Raw genomic sequence first — 19,949 nt, forward strand, 5'->3', positions numbered from 1 at the left:
CGATACCGGTGTACACTCTCTTATTGAGATATTATAAGAGGATCACTTAATGGTTTTGACGCCGCGTAAGACAAAATTAGGCCCATCGGACTGGACGGGGTTGTGGCTCCGCGCTCGAGTTATGGATCTGGATCGATTGCCAACTCGGCGTCTGACTGGGGCATCAGGCTGACCCCCGCACCGCCGGTTTATTATGCGATAGAGTCATTTGTCGCCGACTAGGTCTCTTTACTTGCGACCCGGTCGGAACCAAGCCAAGACAACCCTCGTTGCCGGCACCAGTCCGGGATAGATCGACCGCAGGTGGCGCATTCGGGCGTCGGCTACTCGAGCGCCGACGTCCAGTCGATAGCAGCGTCGGGATCATGATAGGGTTGGAGGGAATCGAGTGTCTGATACAGCATCGTGAAGAGGTCCCGTCCGGGACCTTGCACGCGGGCATACGTGGGTGGTCGTTGCCCCGTCTGAACGTAGGCGTCCCGCATCTGACAGCGCAGGTGATGAACGAGGTACGACTGGAACTCCGCGAGCGAGCCCGGATCATGCGGGTGGACTTCGATCCCGACATCGGGCTCGCGGTCGCGTTCGAGGTCACCGTTCTGGCGGTGGGTCTGCTCGCCGATCCGCCACTGCACGAGCACGTCCGAAACGGCGTCGATCCAGGCCTCCGCGAGTTCGCCAGCGGAGCGGTCGACGGGTTCGACGTCGAGCGCCGAGAGCGCTCGGTCGACCTCGCCGCTGGATTCAGCGATGGTCTCAAGGACGATCTCGAGACGGTCCTCGTCGAGATTCTCGAGGCTTTCCTGGAGATCGTCTCGATCGAGACCGAGGTACAACTCCGTCGCGTAGAGATAATAGTTCTCCTCGGAGAGCCCCTCGGGGAGGTCGACTACCGGCTCCTGATCGGTCGACTCGCTTTTGAGTTGCCGGTAGAGATTACCGAAATACCGCTCACAGTGCTCGCTCGAGAGGCTGGCGACGACGAACGCGGCGAGCGTGAGGCGGTCGGGATTCTCGTTCGGCGGAAGCGTCTCGTAGCCCCGCTCACGGTAGACGTAGTACCGAGCGAACTCTCGGGCTTGCATCACCGCTTTGCGCTCGGGGTCAGTTCGATCGTTTGGATGATCTGGATATCTATCTTGATGATGTGAGTAAATGTCCCCCTCTCTCTCCACTTGAATATCGTGTTCGGCATCACGATTGTCTACAACAGTAACTCCAGTTACTAGATCATCTTCTCCGTAGATGGTCGCTTCCATCAACAATCACCTCAGATCACGGGGGTTCATTTGACCAGTCACTCCATCGAGTTTACTGAGCAGTGTCTCGTTACTGGCGAGGTTTTCGGCCAGTGTTTCGTTCTGTGCGGCCTCTTTGGCGAACGCTTCGCTTTTCGCGACGGCACCGGTCATCTGCTCGACGATCTGCTCTGGCACTCCACCTTCGTCACCGAAAACGGTGTTCGCGGCAGTGGTCGTCACCAGCGCCGAGGCTGCAGCGGCACCGCCGGCAATTGCCGGGGCACCGCCAGCGGTTGCGACCGTTGCCGAGGCGGCGATCGCGCCGGCAAGTACACTCCGCAGGCTCCCTTCTTTGAGCCCATCGGCAACCCGCTGCGTGAGTGACTCTTCGTCTATCTCAAGGTCATCGGGGTCGATGCCCAACTCTTCGAAATCAACCTCGTCGTCACCGTACAGTTCCTCACTGACCGACGGCCCATGATTCCAGTCTTTATCCGCCCGCTGGATGTGCGTCTCGGTCCCTTTCCGATTGATCGTCACCGGCCCGTCGGCCAGCGCCTGCTGGGCCGCGTTCTCGGCTTCCCGCTCGAGTTGGGGATCGGATCGATTGCCAACTCCACATCTACTTGCGGCATTATACTGCGTTCCTTATTACAGTTTTACTGCGTAACATGGGCGAGTTCGTGCGTGAGCGCAGCTGATTCGACTGGCAGACAGAGGTAGGAGCGGCTCTTATCCAAGTAGCTGCTGTTCTTCGGGATCGTAATATTTGGGATACATATCCAGAAGTTTGTAGGCGGCTGTCGCTTCAAGTCGGCCATTTCCGAGCACACGGAATTGCTCAGGTGGTTCAATACCCATTCGGACGAAACAATCCCGAATTTGGCATTTGAGATGATGATCAAGGTACTCGCGGAACTCCGCAAGTGGTCCCGGATCGATCGGCGGTAACTCGATTAGCGTGTCAGGGTCACGCTCGAACGGATCAGTGTCCGGTTCGGCAGTATGTTGCTCACCGCCATTGTCGAGATACGACGTATAGAGTGTTGAGACGGCATCAATGTACGTACCGTCAACGAGATCAATCTCTTCCTCATCAACCTCATCGGCGAAGTCTACGGCGAATGACTTCCAGTTAGCGATCGCGCTCGGAGACAGTGTGTCCAGCGCTTGCTCTTTGATTGATATCTCCGACAGTTCCAGGCCGTAGACCGGTGCCATATCCTCGGCCTCGGCGGCGATATCCGTCTCGAGCGGATCGATTCCAAGGTAGACGTTCTGCCGGTAGAGAACGCTGTCGGAGTCGGCTGCCAGCGGCGGGATGGGTATCGGTCGGTCGGCGTCGTAGTCGTAGTAACTCTGCAACTGGCTGTAGAGGTCGCCAAATAGGTCGTCAAACCGGTCGTCGCTGAGGTCCTGAATAGCGAGCCTGACAGCGTTAATCCGCTCGGGATGCTCCGTCGGCGGCACCGTGTCGTATCCTTGCTCCACGTAAACGTAATAGCGGGCGAACTTTCGAGCCTGTTCGTTGTATTCGTTCTCTTCAGGAGTCCGATTTTCCGGTTTGTCAGGATATTGCTCGCATTTATGATATCTGATGTCCCCAGTAAACTCTATTTCGAGTACATGCTCTGCACCATTGTTATCTCGAAGGTTTATCCCAACACGTTCCTCATTTTGACCGGTGATTACTGCGTCCATAAATTACACTTGGCCTCCTTTACCAACACCCTGTGAGGTGCCACCATGTTCAGATCCCTCAAGGAGTTGATCAACTTTGTCTTCGATAAGTTGTTCGAGGAACTCCCTCGCCTGAGTACCTTTCTCGGCGACGAAATCCGTTCCCGTGTCGTAGGCCTTGCCAGTGAGCGTCTTGGTGACATCGCCGGCCACTCCCTTGGCCATCTCCTGTCCGATCGCAGCACCACCGAGAGTACCGAGGCCGGGCGAAATCCCAGTACCAGCAACAGCTCCAATTAGTCCTCCTACCGCACCGACAGCACCTTGTGAGATGGCTTTCCCTACGTTGTTCATCACCGAATCGTCGCCCGTGACCAGTTCTTCGATCGAGGATATCCGATCCTCGAGTCGTTCCACCGTCTGTGCGAGCGCCATCTCGTCATTTCGGGACGCAGCCTGTTCACGGGTGTTCCGAAGTTGTTCAGCGTCAGGCATTCGCTGAATATGTGTCTCGGTCCCTTTCCGGTTGATCGTCACCGGTCCGTCGGCTAGCGCCTGTTGGGCCGCATCCTCGGCTTCCCGCTCGAGGGAGGGATCGGGATCGATTGCCAGCCCACTGTCGTCTTGGGGCATCATGCTGATGTCGGCCCCGGTCTGCTGGCGGACGTGGGCGAGTTCGTGGGCGAGGATGTGCTGCCCCGCCGGCGACTCGGGATCGTACTCGCCGTGATTGAACGCGATGTGGTTCCCGACGGTGAACGCCCGCGCGTTGATTGCCTCGCAGGCGGTCGCTGCGGTCGCGTCGGCGTGAATGCGTACGTCCCCAAACGAATCGCCCATCCGCTCTTCCATCGCCTGTTGGATGCCGTCATCCAGGGGCTGCCCTGTCGACTGTATCACGTCTCGGACCGGGTCTGGAACGCCNTTTGTTGCGGCGTTCGATATCGTCGGGTACAGCCTCGGGACGGGCGGCCTGGCGCTCGCGGAACGCCTCGGCCGCTTTCGGATCTCGCATGGCCTCGACGGTCATCCCCTCCTCGATCCACTCGTGGACGCGGATCGGATTCGACGCCTCGAGTCGTTGTAACTCGAACAGCGTCTCGTCGTTCGGAATCGACATCCCGTACTGCTCTTCCGCCTCCGCGAGTGGCATCCGGTGGGCCCAGCCGCCGGCGTCCGACTCGTGGTCGGGCAACGACCGGACGGTCTCGATTTGCTGAGACTGTCGGTCGTCACCGGTCGTCGTGGCGTCCCTCGCTGATCGAAACCCCATGTAAGACTCTTGGCACGGTATTTCGCCTCTCCGGGTATAAAAGTTGTCTAGAAAGAGTTTTTAAATAAAGGTCGGAATGGGGATACGTTCCGTCAGAACATGGTTGCTGATATATACACTCCGGGGGATGCAAACCAATGAGGTACGCCACGACGCAGGAACACCTCCTCGCCGAACTCGACCGCATCGACGCCATCCTCGAGGCCGCCGAAGACACGGAGAACCCGGTCCTGCGGGACGAATCGCCGACGACGGATGCTGCGACGCTTGCGGCCGAGCCGAGCGGATTGCCGCTGGCGCTTCCCGAACGGGATCGAGAGCGGATCGGTGAGTTGACTGACGAAATCGAGCGCAACTGTGTGGCGACTGGGGACGCGACGTTGCGGTTGCGCGTACTCGCGGATCGCTTCGATCTGTCGCGCCGACACCTCGATGCTCTCTTGCTGGCGCTTGCACCGCGGCTCGATACGTCCTATACCGCACAGTACGAACGACTACAGGAGAATAGGCTCTGCTCGAGGCTGACGGTCGTCCTCCTCGAGCGACTGTTCAGCCGGACGCCCGAGGAACGGCTCGCCGCGGGCGCGCTGGTGGCCAGCGAGTCCCCGCTCCGGCGACACGGCCTGCTCGAGGTCGTCTCGCCTCCCGACGGGGTCGCCACCGAACGCGGCCGGCAGTACGTCGTCGACGACCGCATCGTCGACTACCTCAAGGGCTACGACGGCCTCGATCCCGCACTCGAGACGACGCTCGGTCGACACGCGGCCGGCGACGCAGCGGCGCTGGAAACGCGCGAGATCGATCCCACGCTCGGCGTCGACGACCTCGTGATCGACGACGACCTCACTGCCCGGCTCGCGTCGCTTCCGGTCGACGGGACGGGCCGGCGGTTTTATTTCTCCGGCCCCGACGGAACCGAGAAGCACCGCGCTCTCGAGGCCGTCTGCTCGGCCGAGGAGTACCTGCGGGCCGACCTCGAGGCGGTCCTCGATGCCGGCGCGCTCGATGCGCTCGTCCGCGAGGCGACACTGCTCGGGAAACCGCTGCAGTTGACCGGGGCCGGGGCGGCCACGTTCGACGCCCGCGAGCGTGAGCGGTCGCTCGAGGCCGTGTTGGACCGCTTCGCGGACGTCGAGATCGATCTCTTCGTCACCGGTGTGGCGGCCTGGACGCCCTCGGCGGTCATGGACACGGAAATCGACGCCATCCTCGAGTTCCCCCGGTCGTCGCTGGCGCTCCGCCGACGGTTCTGGACCGCCCACGCCGACGATCTCCCCGAGGACCTCGACCCCGAGGTACTGGCGGGGACGTTCGAACTCACGCACGGCCAGCTCGAAGCGGCGCTGTCGACGGCGCGGTCGCTTGCTGGTGGCGACGAGATCACTGCCGACGATGTCTATGAGGGCTGTCGCGCCCAGTCCGCCGATGGGCTGGACGAACTCGCCCAGCAACTCGAGCCCGACAGCGACTGGGACGACATCCAGTTGCGAGACGACACCATGCGGAAACTCGAGTTGGTGTGTGACCACGTCCGCCATCAGGGCCGGATTTACGGCGACTGGGGCTTCGAGGAGCAGTTCAGTCGCGGCACGGGTGTCGTCGCCCTGTTCAAAGGCGATTCGGGGACGGGGAAGACGATGGCCGCCGAGATCCTGGCCAACGACGTCGGGATGGACCTCTACAAGATCGACCTCTCGAGCGTCGTCTCGAAGTACATCGGCGAGACGGAAGAGAACCTAGAGCGGATCTTCGAGGAAGCCGAACACTCGAACGCGATCCTGCTGTTCGACGAGGCTGACGCCGTCTTCGGGGACCGCTCGCAGGTCTCGAGTGCGACCGACCGCTACGCCAACGTCGAGGTCAACTACCTGCTCCAGCGGGTCGAGGCCTACGATGGCGTGATCCTCATGACTACCAACTACGCCTCGAACATCGACTCGGCGTTTACGCGCCGGATCGACCACACGGTCACCTTCGAAATGCCCCACGAAGCGACCCGCGAACGCATCTGGAAGCACGTCTTCCCCGCGGACGCGCCCACGTGCGACATCGACTACGAGTTCCTCTCGTCGTTCGAGTTCACCGGCGGCCGCATCAAAACAATCGGCCAGACGGCCGCGATCCTCGCGGCCGGCGACGACGACGAAATCGGGATGGCCCACATCGTCCGTGCAGTGCAACTCGAGTACGAGAAGACCGGCCGTCTGCTCCAGCCCCCGCAGTTCGAACCGTACGACGACCACCTCCGCTTGGAGTGATCAACTGATGCTTACAGTATCGCCGACCGATCCGACAGTACCACCCCGTTCGACAGCCAGCGCCGATCCGGCTCGAGCCCGGCCGCCGAATCGAACGCGACGAGTCCGGGCTCCAGTCACGAGGTGGCAATCGTGACCTTCACCGCCGTTGCCGCGGTCAGCGAGACGATATTGGAACTGTTCCAGACACAGATCGAACAGCGCCGAAACGTCTCGTTCTCACGCAGCGATGTCGCCCTGACCTCGCCCGAGACGGTCGACGCCGATTCGGGAGTCCGGCTCGGACTGTTCCTGTATCACGTCACGCGCGACGAAAAAGCCGGGGCCGCCGCGCCCGAGATCGTCCAATCGACGAAACGCGATCCGCCGCTCCCACTCTCGTTACAGTACTTGCTGACCGCCTATCCGATGGACGACGAGGGGGAACAGGCCACGGGAACGCTCGCCCAACAGCGGACGCTCGGGTTGGCCATCCAACTCCTACACGACAACTCGCGACTCGAGCCCGACGCGTGTGCGGCCGGCCTCGACCAGGAACGCCGCCTCTCGATAACGGTCACGTCCGAACCGCTCGACCAACTGACGAACCTCTGGGCCCGATTCGGTGACGCGACCTACCACCCCTCAGTGACGTTCGAGGTCAGTCCGGTACTGGTCCAGTCGACGAACGAGGAGTCGGTTACGCGAATCGACGAACGCGAGACCGATCTTTCCCGACGACCCGACGAGCCCGAGCGGCTGTGATCGCGCTCGGCGAGTGGATGACGCCGTCCCGGGACCGTCGGCTACTCCTGTGGCGTCGGGTCGGCGCTCAACCCGATCGCTGACGGATTGGATGACCGAGTCGGATCGCGGTCCGCCGCGTCGTTGCCGCCCTTGAGAACGAATTGCTTGCCGGTCCGCGTGTAGACGATCGGGTGCTCCCGGCCCTGCTTGAGCGTGTATCCGAGCGGCAGGTCCATCGCCGCCTCGTTGGACTCGAGGAGGAACGCCTCCGGGACCTCGAAGGGACGGCGCTCGCCGGGCTCGAGTGTCATCTCCGAGTCGAACTGATAGAGATCACGTTTCGTATCGCGGATCTTCGCCTGCGCCAGTTCGACGGGAGCGACGCCGTCGTTTTTGATCATCAGTTCGCGGCCGGGGCGTGACTCCGGGCTCGAGACGCCGACGATTCTGAGATCGGTCCGGTCGCTGATTCCGGACTCATAGCGGTTGTAGACGAGGATCGTCGCAACTAGCCACAGGAAGCCGGCCAGCAGAGTCGTCTGGAGATGCGTGAGCGTCCCGTCGAACCAGGGGAGCCACGCGATCAGCGTGCGGATTCCGAGACTGCCGAGGACGGCACCGGCGAAACCGACGATACCGGCCAGCGTCCGCGTCTGGAGGAGTTTGACCTGGGCATAGCCGGCTTTGATGAGCACCGACTGGAACGCGGACGGCGACGCATCGTCCGCGTCGGGTTCGCGGCGCTTGCGGAGCGTCAGCACGGTCGCGACCGGCCACGCGATCAGCGAACCGGCGAGGACGAGCGAGAGCGGAACCGGACCGGCGACGGCGGCGATGCCGAGTCCGACCGCGACCACTGCGCCACAACTCCCGCCAGCGATGGTCGCCTGCGCCCAGATCGAGAGCCGACTCCACTGCTCCGTGATCGCGTCCTCGTAGTTTCGGTACAGTTTGTACCCGGCATAGGCGAGTGCAACGAGGACGAACACCGTCACCAGCAGGAGGACTCGTGACGAGATCACCCAGCCCGTCACGGGAACCGACGACTGGGGAACGTAGTCGACAAGCCCCGTCACGACGGCCACCGCGGTGACGAGCAAGGCGACGATCAGCGCCGCCATCAATGGTCGAATAACCGGTGAGAGTTGTTTTCGAGCCGTCTTCGTGACCTTCGATGCGATGCGTCTCATGTCACCGGGTCACCCGTTTTCGGTCGGGAACGGCCGGCTGTCGGCCGTCCGAGACCGGACTGTACGTTATCCGTTCGGTCGATTTTGTTTCCGTTCTCTGAGCCATATTTATTGTATGATGTTTGTTAGATCCTATTAAAACGTAAGGGTAACCGTGGGAAACGAGAGCCGGGATCCGAGAGCGGCACCCGACCGGTCATCGCTCGACATCGACCGGGCGACGGCCAGTCGATCGCTACGAGCACGTGGGACAGCGGCTTGGCCCGCGTGATCGATCATCGAATGTCAGGTTCGGTCCACGCTTCCTGCCCGCTCGCGATCGCGAGGTTCATTCCGGCATTCCCGACATCTTCGAGAACCGCTCGTATGCCAACTCGATGGATTCGATCGCCATGCCGCGTTCGTTGCTCGCCAGATCCGGACCCGACCATTTCGTCGGATACGCGTTCGCGAACTCCCATCCCCACTGGCTCTGTCCCTGAAACCCGTCTTTCACTTTGACGACGATGTTCTTTCGAGAGATCGTCCCGCTCATGACCGTCTGGATCCAGTCCCAGAAAGCCGTATTCGTCGTCAATCCCCGCTGGAGGACGAGGTTCGCGTGCGCGAACTGGCCGGGTAACTGGTGTACGTGATCGTTGACGCCGCCCTCGCGGTACTGGACGGTTTCTAACTCCATCGTTATCCCAGCGACCTCGGCGAATCCGGCGACTGTTTCGCCGTCTACCTCGACCTCGAAGTTGTACTGTGCGTAGGGATCGTCTTCCGTTGTGTATGATGCCATCGTCTCAATACTGCGGTTATGACGGCATCTGACTCACAGATGCCATGGTTACTCGGAATCCGGTGGGTTTCGGAGTACGATACCGCCGCCGGCATCGTCACGTCCCCGATCGCGACCGCGTCGACGGCCACGGGACCGATCGGATTGCGAGTCGTTCATTCGGTCGTTGATCCCGCTGATCTCCGTACACCAGCGCTGCCGTTCCCAGTGCGGCATGTTCAACACCTCGTCGTGGCTCCACCCGAAATGGTAGGCCACGAACGCGACCTCCTCGTAGAGGCGGTCCGGCTCGTATAGCCGGACTATTCCGCTGGATTTCCCGACTCGGGCTCCTCGCTTTCGGTGGATTCGGTGCTTGCCGTCCGCATGTCAGCGGCCTCGAAGCCGGGCGATTCGGCCGCCCCAACCCCGCCGAGGTCTCCGCCGGTACTGACCGGACCGGCGTCGACCCCGGCGGACTCCATGCCGCCGGCCGCTCGGTCGGTCGTCACGTGAGACCCGTTTTCCGCGTTGATTTCGAACGGCTCACCGCACTCGGGACAGGCCGTCTCGACGGCGTTTATTCCCTGATTGTTGATCCGTTCGTACAACGCCTGCAGGTACTCGAGGTCCGTAACGAACAACTCCTCGATAACGCTTGCATCGATCGTCTCGAGGTCGCCGAGTTCGGTGATGACCCGCGAGAGCAAGACGATGGTCAGATACGAGGAGTTCGATTGGACGCGGGGGTTTTGCAGCGGCTTGATCTCGTCGGCCGCCGTGGCGAGTCGCATTCGCCCCTCCTTGTGGAGTGTCCCCTGGTCGTCGACGTAGCCCTGTGGGAGGGTGAACTCGAACTCGGTCTGGAGCGTCCCACCAGTCATGGTCGATGGCCTCCGCTGTCGCAAGCGACGACGACGCGGTCGGCGAACGGGACGGACTCACCGGTGTGAAGGACGCCCTCGTCGTCGACGCGCCAGTCATCGTCGAACCGATGACGGGGAACGGTGAACGCCTCCGGAGACGAACCCGACAGTCGTGTCATACGTTCTTCCGTTCCATCTCGTCGAAGGTGATGACGTACTCTTCGGTAGCGAGGTTGCCCTGACCGCCACCACCGTGGGAGTTGAGCGTCGGCGGGCGGTACTCCTTGATCCACGCCTTCGTGAACTCGAAGCGAAGCACCGAGTCGCCGACCTCGTTCATGATGATGACGGCGATGTTCTTCCGGCCGCCGTCGTCCATCTTCCCCTGATCGACGGACTTCCGCCAGTTGTAGAGTTCCTTGTTTTTCTCGTTTGCACCCCGAACGAGGATGAGGTCGTCGTACTGGGTATCCCCCCAGAGTTTTCGGTTGTGCGATGGATCGTTCCCTTCGCGGTATTCGACCTGCTCGGTTCGCATCGCTGGCAGTTCGACCTCGACGAATCCGGGAATGCCGACGCCGTCGAGTTCGACCTTGAATTCGGTTTGTCTGAGTGGTCCGTGTGAGTCTGGCATTATCGTAGTGGTTGCGTAAAGATTGGTTGATCGTCAGATGCGATGTCGGGGGCGTTATTCGCCGGTGTCCTGGCTGATTCTGAAGACGACGAACTCGGCCGGTTTGACCGGTGCGACGCCGATTTCGACGATGAGTCGACCGTTGTCGATGTCGTCCTGCGTCATCGTCTCCTCACCGCACTTGACGTAGAACGCCTCGTCGGCGGTGCTCCCCTGGAGACCGCCGTCTCGCCACACCGTCGTCAGGAAGTTCTCAGCGGACTGGCGTACGCGGGCCCACAGGTCCTCGTCGTTCGGTTCGAAAACCGCCCACTGAGTCCCCTCGTCGATCGACTGTTCGATGTAGAGGAACAGTCGTCGCACGTTCACGTACTTCCAGGACGGGTCACTGGAGGTGGTCCGTGCGCCCCACAGCCGGATGCCCCGACCCTGGAAGCTTCGGATACAGTTGACTCCCTTCGGGTTGAGGATGTCCTGCTCACCCTTCGTGATGTTGTGCTGGACGCCAAGAATCCCGCGCACGACTTCGTTCGCCGGTGCCTTGTGAACGCCGTGTTCCGCGTCGCTTCGAGCGAAGATGCCGGTGATATGGCCACCCGGTGGCACGAGTTTCTTCCGGTTGGTGAACGGATCCTTCGTCTCGATCCACGGATAGTAGTAGGCGGCGTACGAGGAGTCGACCGGCGTCTCGATATCCGAAATCGAACCCGCGTTCTGCGGTGCCTGCAGGATCGCGAACCGCTCGCCCATGTTCTCACAGTGGGCGACGAGTGCGTCGGTCAGCCCCTCAATGTCGTTGTGGTCGGGGACACACATCAGGGAGACGCCGTCGAGTTCCCTGAAGGCCGCGAGGCCCGTTCGCATCCCAGGCTTGTTGATTCCCTCGTAATCGCTGAGAGAGACGTCCTCGCTCCGGGGCTTCGACGACAGATCCGAGACGACGTCGACCTCGACTTCCTTCTCGCCGGACTGGACCTTTTCGAGATCCTCCAGAAGGTCTTCTCGAGACTGCGTGGCGTCGATATCGAACGGTTTGGCGATCCCCTGCAGTTCGCTGTACTCCCGGTCTTCGAGCTCTTCCGGAACGTAGGCAGCGGTCTCGGATTCGGCGTCGAGTTGAACCAGGCCGCCGTCGGAGTACTCGTCGGGGACCTCGCGCGACAGCCAGGAGAGACCCTCGGCGGGTCGTCCGGCATCCAGCTGTTCGAGATCCACGAGGACGGACCCCGGAATCTGTTTCTCGTAGAACTGGCTGGATTCGGGATCCGCTGACATGTCCTCGTAGACCTCTTCGATGTCGGGAGCCGGGTCGGGCTGATCGGAAGCCGGCTTACTGACCTCCTCGATATCGCACGACCAGTATCGCAGCGTCAGTTTGAAATACTCGTTCTCCCCCTCCTCGTACAGCGGCCCGTCCTCGACGATCGCGGCGATGGAACACCCCCACGCGCCCGGTCCGGTTGCCTCGACGGAGAGGACATCGGTTCGATCCTCGTCGACGAGGGTCGTCGTCGCGACATCAGTCGGTTCGGCGGCTGTGACGCGACCGACGTAACAGCGGCTCCCGCCGTTTTTGAAGAATCCGTCCACGGCAACGTCCAGATCAGAGGACTGTGGACTCGAGCCGAACGTTCGTTTGAATTCTGAAAAGCTCGTTACGAGCTTCGGTTCGACGGGACCCCGTTCCGTTTCACCGAGGAAGCCGGCAGTGCTAGTGCTGACTCCTTCGACGGATTTGGTTCCGCTGTCGACCTCTTCGACATAGACGCCTGGTGATAGGTATTCTGGCATTTATTTCGCTCCTCCAGTTGCCCGGGTAGCAGTCCTGTATTTACAATCAGATAGTATAAAACTTATCCATCGGCTAACTCCGTGATCAGGGACGGACCAAAATATTATTCGATTCTCTAGATTGGTACTGTCATTTAGAAATCTAAATTGCCGAGTATTAGCCCCTTCATAACGCCGAAATAGTGTAATACCGCATGACGAAAACGGGCTGAATTCGGGCCACAGTTGGCAGCCGGTCACAGCGACATCGACGCTCGCTTGGCACCCGACCTCGCTAAATAGACATAATTAAATGGAATACCGGCGCAATAAACAACACTCACTACGCCATGGCCCAGGATCCGGACCACAGTGACGGGGAGAGGGGCGGTCTATCGCAGTTCCGGAAGAATCGGTTCTTCAGCGGAAAGCTGATGACGCCCCGCGATATGGAAGCGGACCAGGAGTATCACGCCGAGCGACTGCACACGCTCGCCCGGTTCGTGGTCGGCAGCGGGATCGTCCACGGACTCGCGGTCCGGTCGATCAACGAAACCGACGACGGGCTCGAGGTGACGATCGAACCGGGGTTAGCGCTGGACGGACGCGGTCGTCCGATCGTCGTCGAGCAGGTGACGACGAAATCGCTTCCTCGTCCGTCGTCGGAGGAGATTTCGCTCTCGATCCAGTACGACGAGGTCTCGATGGAAACCGTTCCCGTCCCGAACACGGACGATGCCGTCGACGCGGAATCGACATCGAACCGTATCGTCGAAGTCTTCGAGCTCGCATATCAAGAGGCGACCGATGATGGAAGTCGGTTCCGCGACGTCGACGTGCCGTCCGTCGAGACGGATACGGACGCCGAAACAGTACGGGAACAGCTTCTGAAACGCTATCACGACGAGCATCGATCGTCGGTTCCGTCCGACGCGGACACGGCGGTGTTCCTCGGATCCTTCGAACGGACGCCCGACGGCGTCTGGACGGAAGTGGACGATTCGGCCCCGCGGGAGTTCGCCTACGACCACGAGTTGCTCTTCGAGGCGATGATCGATCATATTACGGACACCGAGAATCCACACCGGACGCCGATCGAACGGGAACCACCTGATATCCCGGACGATATCGGGGCGATCAACGATCGGCTCGACGCCCTCGAGACGGAACTGGGCGGGCTCAAGCGGGACCAGACGGCGCTAACCCGGTATATCATGCGCAAGACGCTCAAGGATCGGGCGCGGTTCTTCGACGCGTTGGCCGATCGTATCGAGCAACAGACGAGCGAAGGGGGACGACTCGCCCGCGAGATCGCCGCGATCTCGCGTGCTGACGGCGAGCGTATCTGTGAAAACGAGGAGGCCTACCGGCACCACTTGCAGCAGGTCCTCGAGCATCTCATCGCGCTCGGCGACGATCTCGAGGGTGCGACGACCGAAAGGAGCCTCGAACGGTACCTCGAGTCCGTCTCCGAGTTACAGGCGGCTCTCGAAGCCGACGACTCCGTCCTCGAATTGGCCGAAGCGCAAGACCGGGTGTGTGAGGCCGCGGACTCGCTTGAAGTACTCGTTGAGATCGTCCCGGACGAATAGCGTCGGTCGGCGAGCCTGTCACGGTCCCCACAAGGGGACCGATCGGGCGCATGGTCCTCGCGTTACTCGAGCAGGAGGAGGCTCGGGTTCTCGAGGTATTCCATGACCGTATTCGTGAACTGTGCGCCGACGGCACCGTCGATCAGTCGGTGGTCGAACGACAGCGACAGGGTCATCACCGAACGGGGCTCGATCGATTCGGCCCCGGTCTCGTCGGTGACGACGCGGGGCTTGCGCTTGATCTCGCCGACCGCGAGGATTCCCGCTTCGGGATAGTTGAGGATCGGCGTGGCGTACTCGCCGCCGATCCCGCCGATGTTGGTGATCGTAAACGTCGACCCGCGAAGTTCGTCGGGCCCGATCGTTCGATCACGGGCTTTCTGGACGAGTTCGTTCATTTCCGAGGAGAGTTGGAGTAGCCCCTTCCGGTCCGCGTCGTCGACGACCGGCACCATCAGCCCGACATCGGTCGCGGTCGCGACCCCGATGTTGTAGTAATCGCGGTAGACGATCTCCTCGTTTTCCTCGTCGATGACCGCGTTCATCTCGGGGTGTTCTTTCAGCGCCGCGATGACGGCTTTCATGATGAACGGCATATAGGTCAGCCGGATCCCGCGCTCCTCGGCGCGCGGTTTGAGGTCCGACCGGACCGCGACGAGTTCGGTGACGTCGACCTCGTCGTGGTGAGTGACGTGCGGGGCACTATACTTCGACTCGACCATCGCGTCGGCGATCCGTTTGCGAACGCCCCGGAACGACTCGCGGCGTTCGCGCTCGCCCTCGGCAAAGCCGGCACCTGTCGTTCCGACCGGGTCGCCGGAGGCGACCGCCTCGGCGTCGGCTTCCTGCGCTTGGCGCTGGAGGTCGGCGTACTCCCGGACCGCTTCGGGGGTGACGAACGCCTCGCCATCGCGCTCCTCCGTCGCCGGGACGGCGTCGATGTCGACGCCCTCCTCCGCGGCGATTCGACGGGTCGCGGGTGCGGCGAGGGTCGTGTCGCGGTCCGCCGACTCGATCCCTGCCGGCGCCTCCGATTGCTGGGGACTCGAGGCCCCAGTCGCCCGTTCCGTGGGCGCTTCCGCGGCGGTACCGGCACCTGCACTCGCGTCGCTCGAGTCTGCCCGTCCGGATGCCGCCCCACCGGACGCCGATTCGGGCGTCCCTGACTGGCCCTGCGCCGATTCGTCGGCGGCCTCGCCGCCGGTTGCTGCCTGCACGTCGGCCGCAGTGATCCGTCCGCCGGGGCCGCTCCCCTGGATCGTCGAGAGGTCGATCCCCTGCTCGCGAGCCATGCGGCGAACGCGCGGGGGCGCGAAGACACGATCGTCGGGCGGTGCGACCGACTCGGTGTCGGCCCCAGTCGCGCCGGGGTCGCCGGCGGAGTCGCTCGTCTCCGCTCGGTCCGGTTCGGTGGGCTCTTGGGCTACGTCGCCCTCGCTCGCGGCGTCGCCGCCCGCTTCCGTGGCACTCGAGTCCTCGCCATCGACGTCGAACGAGATGATAACCGTCCCGACCGGGACGATGTCACCCTCCTCGACGTGTAACTCGCGGACGGTGCCGTCGACCGGTGCGGGAACCTCCACGAGCGCCTTGTCAGTCTCGACCTCGGCAACCGGTTTGTCCTCCGTGACCGTGTCGCCTTCCGCGACCAGCCACGAGACCAGTTCGCCCTCCGCAACACCTTCGCCGACATCCGGTAGTTCGAACTCCCTGACCATGTTAGAACTCCACCGCGTCTCGAATTCCGTCTTCGATGCGCGCCGGTTCGGGCAGGTAGTAGTCCTCGAGCGCGTACAGCGGGAACGGCGTATCAAAGCCCGTGATGCGCTCGACCGGCGCTTCCTGATACAGGAGTGCCTCCTCCTGCAGGGTGGCGGCGATTTCCGCCCCCAGTCCGCCTGTCTTCGGGGCCTCGTGGACGACCGCCGCGCGGCCGGTCTTCTCGAAGGACTCGACGATCGTCTCCTCGTCGAGGGGCGAGACCGTTCGGAGGTCGACGACCTCCGCGTCGATCCCCTCGTCGGCGAGGGACTCGGCGGCCTCGAGCGTCGGCCGGGTCATCGCGCCCCAGGTGTAGACCGAGATATCGGTCCCCTCGCGACGGACGGCCGCTTCGCCGATCGGGACCTCGTACGATTCCGCCGGCACCTCTTCGCGGAACGCTCGATAGATGAGTTTCGGCTCGAGGAAGACCACCGGATCCGGACTGCGGATCGCGCTGGTCAACAGCCCCTTCGTGTCGTATGGAGTCGACGGAATGACGACCTTGAGCCCGGGCTGGTGGGCGAACATCGCTTCGCTCGACTCTGAGTGGTGTTCCGGCGCGCGAATTCCGCCGCCGTAGGGGGCACGGATGACCATCGGACACGTGTACTGCCCGCGCGAGCGCGTCCGCAGGCGTGCCGCGTGCGAAACGATCTGATCGAATCCGGGGTAGATGAATCCCAAGAACTGAATCTCGGGAACTGGCCGCATCCCGTAGGCGGCCATCCCGATGGCCGTCCCGATGATTCCCGACTCCGCAAGCGGTGTGTCGACGACCCGGTTATCCCCGAACTCGTCGTGGAGCCCCTCGGTCGCGCGAAAGACGCCGCCGTTCTTGCCGACGTCCTCCCCCATGACGACGACATCGTCGTCACGTTCCATTTCGGTGTGTAATCCGTCCCGTACCGCCTGTACCAGCGTAAGGTTCTCTGATTCTGCTGCCATGATATCACTCCAAGAGCACGTCGTCGCCGTGCTTCTCACGAACCGACTCGAAGTACTCGAGTTGTCGTTGTAGCCGTCGCGGCATCCCCTCGTACACGTGCGCGAAGATCTCCTCGGGGTCGGGTCGTTCGACCGACTCCGCGGCGTCGATGGCGTCGGCGACTGCCTCCTCGATCCGCGATTCGATCGTGTCGACTCGCTCGTCGTCGAGGATGCCGGTCGATCGGAGATACGTCTCGAGGCGCGGGATGGGGTCCTTCTGCTTCCAGCGTTCGACCTCCTCGTCGGTGCGGTAGACCGACGGGTCGTCGGCCGTGGTGTGTGCCCCGAACCGGTACTGGACCGCTTCGATCAGCGTCGGCCGCAGTTCGTCCGCGCCGGGGTTTTTGGCCTTCTCGACGGCTTCCTTGGTGACCTTGTACACAGCGAGCGGATCCATACCGTCGACCTGCACGCCCTCGAAGCCGTAGGCGGTAGCCTTCTGGGCCAGCGTGGCGCTTGCGGTCTGGCGCTCGCGAGGGACCGAAATCGCCCACTGGTTGTTGTTACAGAAGAAGACGTTCGGCGTGTCGAAGACGCCAGCGAAGTTCAGTCCTTCGTGGAAGTCCCCTTCCGAGGTGGCTCCGTCGCCGAAGTAACAGATGAACGCCTTCTCCTCGTCTCGCAGTTTCGAGGCCCAGGCCGCGCCGGTCGCGTGCGGGATCTGGGTTGCGATGGGAACGGCGACCGAGAACATGTTGACGTCCTCGGGGATGTAGTTGCCTTGCTCGTGGCCCATCCAGTAGAGCAGGGTCCGCTCCAAGGACAGTCCCCGGACCAGCCCGACGCCGTGTTCGCGGTAACTGGGGAAGACCCAGTCGTCGTCGGTCAGGGCATGAGCACTGCCGATCTGTGCGCCTTCCTGCCCCGATAGTGGCGGATAGGTCCCCATCCGCCCTTGTCGCTGAAGGCTGACGGCTCGTTCGTCGAAGCGACGGACGAGCCGCATCTGTTCGTACATCTCGACGAGTTGGTCCTCGGAGAGGTCGGGTACCTCGGCGTCCTCTCGGACACGGCCGGCGTCGTCAAGGATCTGTACTCGTTCCTGCGGATCGCGCTGTAACGTACTCACGGGAAGACCCACCTGTACATACTCGGTGTAACTATCGCTCAGGGTAAAGGAGTTTCCCAAATAGTTTACTATCAGTGATATTCTTGCCCTCCGCTCGAAAAATCTCTGTACGACGGCGGTCGAGGACGGACATAGATGAGTTTAGATGTCTATTTATTTGTATTTGTCCAATTCCCCACTCGGCTGTCGGAGGAGACTGGACGAACCCACAGTTCGGTCGCACGCGCGACTCGGCGATCGGCTCAGGACTCGGTCTGTCTGGGCTCCGTTCGGCGCGCGTCGGCTCTCGCCGCTGCGACGCTCTTCCCCTCCCGCAGAACGGCATCGACGAACAGTTCGCCGGCCTTGTACGACGACCGCACCATCGGGCCGCTGGCACAGTACAGGAAGCCCAACTCCTCCTCGGCGACGCGCCGCCACGTCTCGTACTTGTCCGGGTGGTCGTAGCGCCGAACCTTGAGGTGATCCCGCGAGGGGCGCAGATACTGTCCCAGGGTGACGATGTCGACGCCGCGCTCGCGCAGGTCCGCCAAGGTCTGGTAGACCTCGTGGTCGTACTCGCCGTGGCCGAGCATGATCGAGGTCTTGGTGTAAATGTCGCTTTCCCGCTCGACCTGCTCGAGCACCGACAGGGACTGCTCGTAACCCGCCCGCCGGTCTCGGACCGGGAACTGCAGGCGCTCGACGGTCTCGACGTTGTGCGCGATCACGTCGGGTTCGGCGTCGATGATCTTCCGGACGAGTCGTGGTTCGCCCTGAAAGTCCGGAATCAGGACCTCGACGAGGATGCCGGGGTGGCGGGCTTTGATCTCGCGGATCGTCTGGGCGAAGTGGCCCGCGCCCTGCTCCGGGAGGTCGTCGCGGTCGACGCTGGTGAGGACGACGTAGTCGAGGCCGATCTCGGCGACGGCATCGGCGACGTTTTCCGGTTCGTCGGGATCGAGCGCCTCCATACCACCCGTCCGGACATCACAGAAATTGCAGGCTCGAGAGCAGCGGTCTCCCATTAGCATGAAGGTGGCCGTGCCGCCGCGGTCGTCCGAGCCATCGTCGCCGTCGGTCTCCGAACGACCCGACCAGCACTCGCCCAGGTTCGGGCAGTTGGCCTCCTCGCAGACGGTGTGGAGGTCGTGCTCCCGCAGCGTCTCTCGGATGCCGGCGAACTCCTGCCCGGACGGTGGCCGACTTTTCAGCCAGTCGGGCTTGCGCGTGCGGCTCATATCCCGATATCGGTCTGTACGGTGAAAAATCGTTGTGGTCGCGGTGTCACGGTCGTTCGGACGAACGATGTCAACGTCATGTGTCGCTTCGGGGCCAAATTTCGTACTGCTAGTACAGACTCAGTAATGACCCATGACACCCCGCTTCCGAGCGATCGTCGCACAGTAGATGAATAATAGATATCCCAGGACGAAATAGAAAATACCAGTTCCAACGAGTAGTGCGATATTACGAAGAGAGTAATCCCAGAGGGCAACCCCCTCCTGCATCGCCATCTGCAACATAGCCGACCCCTGTGCGAGCGGCAAAAATCGGAGTAGCGAAATACCGGTCACTGGAGCGGCGATAAGTCCCACTAAACCAAACTGCATGAGATTAGATATACTACCGACTTTCTTGTATATAAGCGCCAAACCAGCGATCCCAAACCCGATACCGATAACAGACATAAGAGAAAAAATGATTATCGGAAGGATTGTGAGTAGATCGACTGTCAACCAGATCTGTGTTGTTACCATCATCGATACTAGCATTACCGCACCCCAAAAGAAACTCAACAATACGTTCACGATAATCTTAAGGCACATCACCGAACCAAAACCATATGGTGACAAATAGAGGTGTTCCAGTGTGCCTCGCATCGACTCCGATGTGATTTCTCCCTGAAGACCAGAGTACGCTGATTGGGCCATCGTCCAGAGAAACCAACCAACAATAAGCCCATCGAAGGTCGAGGAAAGTGCGCCGACAGCACCACCGCCAATATTTCGCGCAACTGCTTTTCCTCCAAAGAAAATCACTGCGAAAAACAAGTACATACTTACTATCTGGATGATGAAATTGACGCGATATCTAACAAGGAGGAGAAGTTGTTTCATCACCATCGTTCGAAGAAGAACATGATATCCAGCGGGT

At 61.6% G+C, this 19,949-nt stretch carries 19 protein-coding genes; 3 read left to right on the forward strand and 16 right to left on the reverse strand.

Translation table 11 applies throughout. The features are described 5' to 3' along the window. Window positions 1-323 precede the first annotated feature (323 nt). The 4 genes from C486_RS09970 to C486_RS09985 form a co-directional block, all read right to left on the reverse strand. Entirely contained in the window at window positions 324-1,085 is a 762-nt protein-coding gene (locus C486_RS09970) for a hypothetical protein (protein ID WP_008455690.1), read from the reverse strand. A 180-nt stretch (window positions 1,086-1,265) separates the two neighbouring features. Then, window positions 1,266-1,781 carry a hypothetical protein gene (locus tag C486_RS09975; protein ID WP_008455691.1) on the reverse strand — a complete coding sequence of 172 codons (516 nt, stop codon included), beginning with the start codon at window positions 1,779-1,781 and terminating at the stop codon, window positions 1,266-1,268. A 192-nt stretch (window positions 1,782-1,973) separates the two neighbouring features. Further along, window positions 1,974-2,942: a hypothetical protein gene (locus C486_RS09980; protein WP_008455692.1), complete on the reverse strand. Its 969-nt coding sequence runs from the start codon at window positions 2,940-2,942 to the stop codon at window positions 1,974-1,976. Between the two features lie 3 nt (window positions 2,943-2,945). Next, on the reverse strand, window positions 2,946-3,821 hold the full coding sequence (locus tag C486_RS09985; RefSeq protein WP_241432490.1) for an eCIS core domain-containing protein: 876 nt from the start codon (window positions 3,819-3,821) through the stop codon (window positions 2,946-2,948). A gap of 510 nt (window positions 3,822-4,331) precedes the next feature. Between C486_RS09985 and C486_RS09990 the strand changes: the two genes are divergently transcribed. Together C486_RS09990 and C486_RS09995 are read left to right on the forward strand one after the other, a co-directional pair. Further along, window positions 4,332-6,452 carry an ATP-binding protein gene (locus tag C486_RS09990; RefSeq protein ID WP_008455693.1) on the forward strand — a complete coding sequence of 707 codons (2,121 nt, stop codon included), beginning with the start codon at window positions 4,332-4,334 and terminating at the stop codon, window positions 6,450-6,452. A gap of 132 nt (window positions 6,453-6,584) precedes the next feature. Then, a complete protein-coding gene (locus tag C486_RS09995; RefSeq protein WP_014862545.1) occupies window positions 6,585-7,196 on the forward strand; it encodes a DUF4255 domain-containing protein in 612 nt (203 codons plus the stop codon). Window positions 7,197-7,237: 41 nt separating this feature from the next. Here the strand turns inward: C486_RS09995 and C486_RS10000 are convergent, their stop codons facing one another. The 7 genes from C486_RS10000 to C486_RS10025 all read right to left on the reverse strand — a co-directional run bounded on the left by C486_RS10000 (window position 7,238) and on the right by C486_RS10025 (window position 12,422). Continuing rightward, window positions 7,238-8,368, reverse strand: coding sequence for a hypothetical protein (locus C486_RS10000; RefSeq protein ID WP_241432491.1), 1,131 nt, complete (start codon window positions 8,366-8,368; stop codon window positions 7,238-7,240). 328 nt (window positions 8,369-8,696) lie between these two features. Continuing rightward, window positions 8,697-9,152 (reverse strand): phage tail protein, encoded by a 456-nt coding sequence (locus tag C486_RS10005; RefSeq protein ID WP_008455700.1) that lies wholly within the window; start codon window positions 9,150-9,152, stop codon window positions 8,697-8,699. Window positions 9,153-9,200: 48 nt separating this feature from the next. Continuing rightward, window positions 9,201-9,458, reverse strand: a complete 258-nt coding sequence (locus C486_RS10010; protein ID WP_169316577.1) for a DUF6760 family protein — start codon at window positions 9,456-9,458, stop codon at window positions 9,201-9,203. Further along, window positions 9,455-10,015 (reverse strand): hypothetical protein, encoded by a 561-nt coding sequence (locus C486_RS10015; RefSeq protein ID WP_008455706.1) that lies wholly within the window; start codon window positions 10,013-10,015, stop codon window positions 9,455-9,457. The genes C486_RS10010 and C486_RS10015 overlap by 4 nt, the downstream gene beginning before the upstream one ends. Beyond that, entirely contained in the window at window positions 10,012-10,176 is a 165-nt protein-coding gene (locus C486_RS21680; RefSeq protein WP_169316576.1) for a hypothetical protein, read from the reverse strand. The genes C486_RS10015 and C486_RS21680 overlap by 4 nt, the downstream gene beginning before the upstream one ends. Next, complete coding sequence (locus C486_RS10020; protein WP_008455707.1) at window positions 10,173-10,631, reverse strand: phage tail protein; 459 nt, start codon at window positions 10,629-10,631, stop codon at window positions 10,173-10,175. The genes C486_RS21680 and C486_RS10020 overlap by 4 nt, the downstream gene beginning before the upstream one ends. A 54-nt stretch (window positions 10,632-10,685) precedes the next feature. Further along, window positions 10,686-12,422, reverse strand: coding sequence for a phage tail sheath family protein (locus tag C486_RS10025; protein ID WP_008455709.1), 1,737 nt, complete (start codon window positions 12,420-12,422; stop codon window positions 10,686-10,688). Between the two features lie 329 nt (window positions 12,423-12,751). On the opposite strand from C486_RS10025, the gene C486_RS10030 reads away from it, so the two are divergent. Continuing rightward, window positions 12,752-13,993, forward strand: coding sequence for a hypothetical protein (locus C486_RS10030; protein ID WP_008455711.1), 1,242 nt, complete (start codon window positions 12,752-12,754; stop codon window positions 13,991-13,993). 62 nt (window positions 13,994-14,055) lie between these two features. On the opposite strand, the gene C486_RS10035 is transcribed toward C486_RS10030, so the two are convergent. From C486_RS10035 to C486_RS10055, 5 genes are all read right to left on the reverse strand, one after another. After that, entirely contained in the window at window positions 14,056-15,711 is a 1,656-nt protein-coding gene (locus C486_RS10035) for a 2-oxo acid dehydrogenase subunit E2 (protein WP_008455713.1), read from the reverse strand. A 1-nt stretch (window position 15,712) separates the two neighbouring features. Continuing rightward, a complete protein-coding gene (locus C486_RS10040) occupies window positions 15,713-16,702 on the reverse strand; it encodes an alpha-ketoacid dehydrogenase subunit beta (RefSeq protein WP_049910389.1) in 990 nt (329 codons plus the stop codon). 4 nt (window positions 16,703-16,706) lie between these two features. Further along, window positions 16,707-17,813 carry a pyruvate dehydrogenase (acetyl-transferring) E1 component subunit alpha gene (gene pdhA / locus C486_RS10045; protein WP_008455716.1) on the reverse strand — a complete coding sequence of 369 codons (1,107 nt, stop codon included), beginning with the start codon at window positions 17,811-17,813 and terminating at the stop codon, window positions 16,707-16,709. A gap of 242 nt (window positions 17,814-18,055) precedes the next feature. Then, the gene (lipA, locus tag C486_RS10050; protein ID WP_228371044.1) at window positions 18,056-19,102 is read right to left on the reverse strand and encodes a lipoyl synthase; all 1,047 of its coding nucleotides are present in this window, start codon (window positions 19,100-19,102) and stop codon (window positions 18,056-18,058) included. 51 nt (window positions 19,103-19,153) lie between these two features. After that, entirely contained in the window at window positions 19,154-19,912 is a 759-nt protein-coding gene (locus C486_RS10055; RefSeq protein ID WP_241432492.1) for an ABC transporter permease, read from the reverse strand. Window positions 19,913-19,949 lie beyond the last annotated feature (37 nt).

It is taken from the genome of Natrinema gari JCM 14663 (assembly GCF_000337175.1).
GTDB classification, from domain to species: Archaea; Halobacteriota; Halobacteria; order Halobacteriales; family Natrialbaceae; genus Natrinema; species Natrinema gari.